Here is an 8349-nt window from a genome sequence, read left to right as displayed (position 1 = left end):
GATGTAGTCCGGGTTTTGCGCGACCATTTGCTCGATCAAACGAATGCGCGAATTAAGGTAGCCGCCGTTCTCGTCACGCTGATCAACCATGATCATCTCGGCACCCAGTGCCTGCATGAGCTTTCTGTTCGGCGCAGAAATATTGGGGTCGATCACACAGACAAACTTGTAACCCTTGGCGGCGCAGACCATGGCCAGCGCGACCCCCAGATTCCCCGACGAAGATTCGACCAGCCGAGTTTTATGGGTAATCCGGCCCTGGTTTTCCAGATCCGTAACGAGGGCGTGGGCGGTTTTGAGTTTTATTGATCCGGCAGGATTCAGTCCTTCGATTTTCAGTTGGATCGTTGCGCTGCAAAGATCCCCAATCTGCACATAACTATCTTCATTGATAAGTTGCTTGATCATACGTCGTCCGTTTCGCCTCTTATGCCGGGCGCACGGGGGCGCCAGCATTCATCCTGGAATGTCTGAAAAGCAGTAAAAGCAGTTCGCCTGTTGGGTTTGTTTTTAGATTTTTTAGCTGGACAGGAAGTGACCTTGCGGTGGACGCCGATCTATTCAAAAAATCAGGTATTGCGCTCTGCCGACTGTAAGTCGTCGAGCGTGTTGCGGGGTGCAAAGTAGAGCCATTCATTGGCTCGCCAAGGCTTGTAGAAATACTGGCGAATTTTCCTACGCGGGGAGAGATACAGATTTCGGGTTTTTTCCAGTACAGCTGAGGTTGGGGTGTATCCCCCGGTGCAGCCGGGGATACTCGTGTCCATTCCCAAAGGCATCGCGCCCCACTGGGATTAAACGTCAGTCTCTCTTGAGGCTCTGATCCAGGCGTGCCATGGCGTGTTGCAATTGATCGACTGCCACGTCGATCAACGCCGCGCGCCCTTCGGCGCAGGCACACTCCAGATGTTCGCAGCACTCGATCAAACGCTCTGCACGGACCATTCGCGCACCGCCCTTGATGCGGTGCGCCAGGTCTTGCAGCCGGTGACGATTGCCACTGACGTGCGCTGCAAGCAGATCATCGCGATCGTAGCGATTGGTCTCGGCCAGTTCGCGCAACAACTGATTGATCAGCGTCCGGTCTTCACCGACGTAGAGCTCCAGGCCGGTCAAGTCGATCTCGGACGTTGCTTGCTCTTCAACCGGCGCTGGCGGCTCATTCACAAATCGGGACGCCAGCCAGGCACTCAAATCTGCCAGCCGGATCGGTTTGAACAGACAGTCGTCCATGCCCGCTTCAAGGCAACGGATCTTTTCCTCCGGCTGCGCATTGGCGCTAAACCCAAGAATCAGCGTGGGTGGCAAGCCATTAGCGCGCTCTTCATCGCGTATCGCACCCGCCAATTCATAACCATTGACCACCGGCATGTTGCAATCGGTGATGACCAAATCGAGCTCATGCTCGCGCCACTGCGCAAGACCACGCTCGCCATCCTCAACCTCCAGCACCTGATGCCCCAGGTAGCTCAGCTGCCGTGAGAGCAACAATCGATTGGCCGGGTAATCGTCGACCACCAGAATCGTCAGCAGCCGAGTGGCCACCTGCAATCCGCTATCCGCCCACTCGCCGCAGGTCAACGGTTGCAACGCAATCAGATCAAAGCTGATGTCGACCTGCGTACCCAGTCCGAGGACGCTGTCGAGCTGCAATCGGCCGCCCATCATTTCGCACAGAGTGCGGCTGATCACCAGTCCCAGACCGGAGCCATTGTGGCCTGACTGCTGGCTGTTACCGGCCTGCACGAACGGGCTGAACAGTCGTTGCTGATCGACCACACTGACACCGATGCCGCTGTCCTCAATACGCACACTGACTGCCAGATGCCCCGACACACCGGGCTCTACTTGCAGTGTCAGACTCACCTCACCTTCACCGGTGAACTTGATCGCGTTGCTCAGCAGATTGGACAGCACCTGCTTGAAGCGCGTGGGGTCGACTAACACGTCACGATCGCTGTGTTCGGCCAATTCGACCCGCCACTGCAAGTTTTTCTGCCGTGCCAGGCCTTCGAAAACCCGGCACACCGACTCCACCAGCGTGCGTAGATTGGCCCGCTCAGGGGTCAGCGACAAATGCCCGGACTCGATGCGGGCGATGTCCAGGATGTCGCCGATCAACGCCAGCAATTGCTGTGCGGCGTTGGATGCCACTTCGATGGCGGAGCGATCAGTGAAGCCTTCTTCCGCTCGCTTCAGCGCCAGTTCGAGCATGCCGATCAGGGCATTCATCGGTGTGCGGATTTCATGACTCATGGTCGCCAGAAAGGTGGTTTTGGCGCGGTTGGCATCGTCGGCGGCGTTCTTGGCATCCTGCAATTGCCCGAGCAGGTGTTGGCGTTGAGTTATCTGCCGACGCTGCCAGGCAATCCAGGCCAGTGCGAGCAACAGCAAAGCGCCCGCAGCGGCAAACGCCTGGAGAATGCCTTGGCGATGACGCAGCCAGTAGCTGTCATCGACCACCACATCATTGCTCCAGCGGGCCAACAGCTCATCCATCTCCCGGGGCGAAATACTCAGCAGTGCCTTGTTCAGAATCGAGTGCAACTCCAGCGCACCACGGCTGGTGGCCAGAGCGATACGCGCCGGTTCATCACCCACGGTGCTGCTGATCCGCAGACGCTCGCGGTATTGCCGGGTGATCAGATACCGAGCCACGATCAATGAACTGACTACCCCGTCGGCCTGGCCCTTGATCACCCATTCCATGCCCTGCGCCGGACTCTGCACTTCGACCAGACGTACATTTGGCGCCCGAGCGCGGATGAACCCGAGCAACGGATGACCGCGATAAATCGCCAGGCGTTTACCGGCCATATCATCCAGGGTCCTGGGGCTTCCCGGGGTGGTCGCACTGACCAGTACAAACGGATTGTTCAAGTAGGCCCGAGTGAAACGCAGATCGACTTCGCGCTCGATGCCGGGCGTGACCACCGGCAACACGTCGATCTTGCCGTCCTTGAGTTGCTGGATCTGCTGATCGAGGGAGTTACCCCGCTGCACCTTGAAGGTCAAGCCGCTGCGCTGGCTGATCAGCGTCAGCAATTGCGCGGTCAACCCGCTGAGTTGTCCCTGTGCATCGTAAAAAGTCAGCGGTGCAAAGCTCTCGATGGCACCCACTTCCACCGTCGGATGTTGATCCAGCCAACGTTGTTCACTGGCGCTCAAACGTACTCGCTCTTGACCCGCCATGTTGGCTCTTCCGGCACTCCAGCGCTGCTCGATGGCCATGCGCTGATCCATGGAGATCGCCGCCAGCGCCTTATCGACAATGCTCTTCAGACGTGGGTTGCCCCGGCTCAAGGCAAAGCCGAACGGATTGGCGTCCAGGCCGGAAGGCCCTACCAGGCGTACGTTACTGAGGTAGTTGTTATTGATGAGGTAATTGGCGCTGATGAAGTCCCCGAGGTACACATCATCCTGCCCGAACGCCACCGCCCCGATCGCGTCGAGTGCGGAGGGGTAGCGTTGCAAGCTCGCATCGGGATAGAAGGCTTCGACAGTCTGCGCCTGCAGATAGTCATCGACCATGGCGATGCGTTTGCCAGCGAGGTCGACGGGCATCCAGTCGTCCACGCGGGTAACCAGCATCGGCTGATCCTCGGCATAGGCGCTGGATCGGGTCAGCTCGGGGTCAGCCGCCTCGAAGTTGTTGGACGTACCGAGCAGGTCCAGATCATCGCGTTTGAGCGCATCCATGGCCGCCTCGCGCGTGCGATAACGAAGCACGTCGATTTTTACGTGCAGCAGTTGCCCCAACAGTGCGGCATAGTCTGCGGTGATGCCTTCCAGCTCATCAACGTTACGCGTGATCTCGAACGGCGGGTAGTCCGGCCCCGACACCCCGAGGCGCAAGACTCGTTTGCCACGCAACCACTGCCAGTCTTTTTCATCCAGCTGGACCTGATAACCCTCCACCGCGGAACGCCCCAGCACATGCAAAAGCGTTGGCTCATCGGCCGCCGTCACCGGTGCTCCCAGTCCACAGAACAGCAACAGAGCCCACAAACAATCGCGCATGATCGGGCTCACTCAGATCAGATGATTACGCTTGGCAAAATCCCTCAGGTACACCGCCGATTCCACGTTGAGTTTTCCAACCAGACGGGTCTTGTAGGTGCTGACGGTCTTGTGACTCAAGTGCATGACTTCAGCGATCGCCTTGTTACTGATGCCCCGGGCCAGATGCTGAAAGATCGTCAGTTCCCGGTCGGAGAGTTTATCGATCATCTGTTTTTCACTCAGTTGTATCGAGTTCAGCGACACCGACGCCGAGGGTAGCTGGGCGAAATAGGTGTAACCGCCCATCACGGCGTGCACGGCTCTGTGCAAATGCTGCAAGTCATTGGACTTGGCGATATAGCCTGCGGCGCCGGCGTGCATGCAACGATCCTGATAAAACATGGGTTCCTGGGACGTGAAGACCAGTACTCGGCAGGGCACCCCACTGGTCTTGATCCGCGCCAGCACATCCAGCCCGTCGAGCGAGGGCATCACCAGATCCAGTACCACCAGATCAGGCTTGTGTTCGCGGATCTTCGGCAAGACCTCATTACCACTCGCCGCTTCGTATATCTGCTTGAAACCCTCCTGCACCAGTACGATTTTGACTGCGGCGCGAACCACCGGATGATCGTCCACAATCAGCACTGACTTCATGGCAACTCCCTGTGCAACAACAACGACGATTGAGCAATCAATGCCCATGAGCCCGGCCCGGTTGAACGCACCGGCTGCGCAAAGACTTTTGCATGGAAAACCGGGCGCAACTACCTGACAGAAATGACAGTACCGACGAACGGTAGACGAGGGTCGATGATCGCCATCAGCCGCGCAATGGACGCCAGATCAGGCAGCATTGCGTGGCTCACCTCGACCGTCTGTTGAACGCAGGCAGGAATGGGCGGCAGTTGCGCCTGCTGACCGTCATAGATCAAGGCGTGATGAACCTGTTTGTTATCCAGGAAAAAATCGAACAGGTTCAACGCTCCGCCCGCCAGCGAGGCATTGATGACCACCAGATCAAATGGCTCGCAACCGTATTCGACCAGGGTCAACAGCTCTTCAAGGCTGTGCACCGGTGCTATCCGGTAGTAGTCGAGTTGATTGAACAGTCGCTCGACCTTCATGCGGTGAAAATGCAACTCGTCGGCGATCAGGATACGTAAGGCTTTGTTCGACAACGTGGGCCCCCAGGAGAGTGTCAGATTCGTGAGGGCGCAAGGCTACGGAAGACCCGTCGAGCTTTCTGTAGGACTTTTCCTAAAAACCGCGCCCATCTTCCGGTGAACTGGGAAGTTAAAGTCAAAAAAACGTCCGAACACGGTACTTCTGTAGGAGCTGCCGCAGGCTGCGATCTTTTGATCTGGCTTCTCGGCAATTTGCGCCAGAAGATCAAAATCAAAAGATCGCAGCCTGCGGCAGCTCCTACGTTTGGCAGCATTACTGCCAGCCAAACCGGCGAACATAAAATCCTTTCATCGCCTGCGTCAGGCCCATGTACGCCAGCAGAATCACCGGCAGGAACACGAAGTACAGCGACGGCAGCGCCTGCAATTTGAAGTAGTGCGCCAGTGGTCCCATCGGCAAGAAGATGCCGACGGCCATGATAATTCCAGTCATCACCATCAGTGGCATCGCTGCGCGGCTTTGCAGGAACGGGATTTCCGGTGTGCGGATCATGTGCACGATCAGGGTCTGGGTCAGCAGCCCGACCACGAACCAGCCGGACTGGAACAGGGTTTGATGGTCCGGGGTATTGGCGTCGAAGACGTACCACATCAAGGCAAACGTGGTGATGTCGAAGATCGAGCTGATCGGTCCGAAAAACAGCATGAAACGCCCGACGTCCGCCGGCTGCCAGCGTTGTGGTGTTTTCAGCATGTCCTCGTCGACGTTATCGAACGGGATGGCGATCTGCGAAATGTCATAGAGCAGGTTCTGCACCAGCAGGTGCATCGGCAGCATCGGCAGGAACGGGATGAACGCACTGGCCACCAGCACCGAGAACACGTTGCCGAAGTTCGAGCTGGCGGTCATTTTGATGTACTTGAGCATGTTGGCGAAGGTCCGGCGCCCTTCCAGTACGCCCTCCTCCAGCACCATCAGGCTTTTCTCCAGCAGGATGATGTCCGCTGCTTCCTTGGCGATGTCGACGGCGCTGTCCACCGAGATGCCGATGTCGGCGGTGCGCAGCGCTGGCGCGTCGTTGATGCCGTCGCCCATGAAACCGACCACATGGCCGTTGCCCTTAAGCAAACGCACGATGCGTTCCTTGTGCGACGGGGTGAGTTTGGCGAAAACGTTGGTGGTCTCCACCGCTACCGCCAGTTCGGCGTCGCTCATGCGCTCGATGTCGTTGCCCATCAGCAGGCCTTGCTGTTCCAGGCCGACTTCGCGACAAATCTTCGCGGTCACCAGTTCGTTGTCACCGGTCAGCACTTTCACGGCCACGCCGTGAGCGGCAAGGGCTTTGAGGGCCGGCGCGGTGCTTTCCTTGGGTGGATCGAGAAACGCCACGTAACCGATCAGCGTCAGCGCCTGTTCATCCGCCAGGCTGTAGGTGTCGCGCCCCTCAATCATTGGCCGTGCGGCGACGGCGACGACACGAAGTCCTTCGGCGTTGAACGATGCGGTCACCTGACGAATCCGTGCCAACAGTTCATCGCTCAACGCTTCATCAACAACGCCATGACGCACCCGCGTGCACACCGCCAGCACTTCTTCCACCGCGCCTTTGCAGATCAGCAGGTGCGAATGATCGCGCTCGGCGACCACCACCGACATGCGTCGGCGGGTGAAGTCGAACGGGATCTCGTCGACCTTGCGAAACGCTGTGCCGACTTTCAGTTCACGGTGGATTTCCACGTGTTCGAGCACCGCCACGTCCAGCAGGTTTTTCAGGCCGGTCTGGTAGTAGCTGTTGAGGTAGGCCATTTCCAGCACGTCATCGGAGTCTTCACCCCAGACGTCGACATTGCGTGCGAGGAAGATCTTGTCCTGAGTCAGGGTGCCGGTCTTGTCGGTGCACAGCACGTCCATGGCGCCGAAGTTCTGGATCGCGTCGAGGCGTTTGACGATGACTTTTTTACGCGACAGGAACACCGCGCCCTTGGCCAGGGTCGAGGTGACGATCATCGGCAGCATTTCCGGGGTCAAGCCTACTGCAATCGACAGCGCGAACAGCAGCGCCTGGGTCCAGTCGCCCTTGGTGAACCCGTTGATGAACAACACCAGCGGCGCCATGACGAACATGAAACGGATAAGCAGCCAGCTGACTTTGTTGACGCCCGTCTGGAATGAAGTGGGTGCGCGATCGGTAGCGCCAACCCGCTGGGCCAGGGCGCCGAAATAGGTGTTGTTGCCGGTGGTGAGTATCACCGCCATGGCCGTGCCGGACACCACGTTGGTGCCCATGAAACAGATGTTCGACAGGTCCAGCAGGTTCGACTGATCTGGCGCGGTGCTGGTGGCGGACTTTTGCGCCACATTGCCCAGGGTGTCGTACTTCTCGACCGGCAAGGCTTCACCGGTCAGCACAGCCTGGCTGATAAACAGGTCGCGGGATTCGATCAGGCGGATGTCGGCCGGGATCATGTCGCCAGCGCTCAACTGAACGATATCGCCGGCCACCAGATCGCGCATCGGCACTTCACGCAGCACCGATTTGCCGTCCTTGTGCTCGCGGCGCAGCACGGTAGCGGTGGTGCGCACCATCGCCTTGAGGGCTTCGGCGGACTTGGCCGAGCGGTATTCCTGCCAGAACCGCAGCAGGCTGCTGAGGCTGACCATGGTCATGATAATGATGACCTTGGTCAGGTCGGCGTCATCTGCTTCACCGTTGCTGATCGGCAGCCAGTAGTCAGTGAAAAAACTGATGCCGACCAGGGTCAGCAGCACATAGATGAAGGGATTGTTCAGGGCTTTGAGCAGTTGGATGAGGGCGTGAGGCGGCTTGTCGTGGGCCACTTCGTTGTGACCGTTGCGTGCGAGGCGGCCCTGGGCTTCGAGTTCGGTCAGGCCGTCAGTGGTGGCGTTGAGGTTGGTCAGCGTGACGGCGAGGCCGTTCTGCGCTTCCCGTGCGGCGCGCATCGACAGCTTGGCGTTGTCGTTGCTGGCGCCTTGGGCGGTTTTCTTTGCGGTTTTTACAAGGGTCATTGCTGTGCTCCTGCCGCTGGTTCGCGGCACGACACACAGGCACCTCAGCTAATTAAAGACGAGCGCACGTATGTCGAGCCGCCAATAAGCGATCGATTCTGATCGTTGCGTTTTTAATAGTTGATGTTCGCTGTCCATCGATTGGAAAGTGACGGGCAGCGAACCGTCTACAGGCTTCGTCCATAACTAAAT

Annotated in this window: 5 protein-coding genes; all 5 read right to left on the bottom strand. The window is 58.2% G+C overall.

What is annotated here, in order from left to right:
* Positions 1-408 (bottom strand): pyridoxal-phosphate dependent enzyme (locus tag WLY71_RS13230; protein WP_347803900.1); only part of this gene is annotated, 408 nt, incomplete at its 3' end.
* A gap of 393 nt (positions 409-801) precedes the next feature.
* Complete coding sequence (locus WLY71_RS13225) at positions 802-4020, bottom strand: transporter substrate-binding domain-containing protein (protein WP_347803899.1); 3219 nt, start codon at positions 4018-4020, stop codon at positions 802-804.
* A 12-nt stretch (positions 4021-4032) separates the two neighbouring features.
* Complete coding sequence (locus tag WLY71_RS13220; RefSeq protein ID WP_347803898.1) at positions 4033-4659, bottom strand: response regulator; 627 nt, start codon at positions 4657-4659, stop codon at positions 4033-4035.
* 110 nt (positions 4660-4769) lie between these two features.
* Positions 4770-5183, bottom strand: coding sequence for a response regulator (locus WLY71_RS13215; protein ID WP_347803897.1), 414 nt, complete (start codon positions 5181-5183; stop codon positions 4770-4772).
* 259 nt (positions 5184-5442) lie between these two features.
* Positions 5443-8157 carry a magnesium-translocating P-type ATPase gene (mgtA, locus tag WLY71_RS13210; RefSeq protein ID WP_347803896.1) on the bottom strand — a complete coding sequence of 905 codons (2715 nt, stop codon included), beginning with the start codon at positions 8155-8157 and terminating at the stop codon, positions 5443-5445.
* Positions 8158-8349 lie beyond the last annotated feature (192 nt).

The sequence above is a fragment of the Pseudomonas rossensis genome, assembly GCF_039888995.1.
Lineage (GTDB): Bacteria > Pseudomonadota > Gammaproteobacteria > Pseudomonadales > Pseudomonadaceae > Aquipseudomonas > Aquipseudomonas rossensis.
The sequence above is the reverse complement of the archived record's forward strand: the minus strand, read 5'-3'. Positions and strand labels throughout refer to the sequence as shown.